Raw genomic sequence first — 474 nt, 5'->3', positions numbered from 1 at the left:
CCCAAAGGAACCGTGATTTTCGATCGATTAAAGTTATTAAAACTGCCTTACTATGCCCACGAGGACCAACGACTGTATCTAGTTCAAAATCGCCGATGCGATTACGTTGATTAATCATCATGGGACGCTGTTCAATTGATCGCCCCAAAGATTGATTATATTTGGATCGTTGGTCAACGTTACGCCGTTGGCGTACGCCATGTTCAGGTAGATCATTCAAGGAGAAACCAATTCTCCCCTGATTTAGCCAATTATAAATAGATTTAGTAGCTAGTTTAAATTCGTGAGCAATCATTCCTGGTGACCAGCTTAGACGTAAATGGTTGAGAATTTTTTGCTTTAACTCATCGCTCAGCTTAGTTTTCCGACCACATCGTGATCGCTTGTATTCGGCATCTGTTTGTGCTAATTCAGCCTGATAAGGTTGACATCGAGATAATTCATAAGAAATTGTTGACGGTGATCGGTTCAGCC

1 pseudogene is annotated in these 474 nt (G+C 41.4%); it reads right to left on the bottom strand.

Features of this window, described 5'->3' with window-relative positions:
- Window positions 1-474, bottom strand: a pseudogene (locus tag FD47_RS14775) (IS30-like element ISLpl1 family transposase); the annotation flags it as partial.

Origin of the sequence: Lentilactobacillus parafarraginis DSM 18390 = JCM 14109, from assembly GCF_001435895.1 — a bacterium.
Classification (GTDB): domain Bacteria; phylum Bacillota; class Bacilli; order Lactobacillales; family Lactobacillaceae; genus Lentilactobacillus; species Lentilactobacillus parafarraginis.
This window is presented reverse-complemented; position numbering and strand designations above follow the sequence as displayed.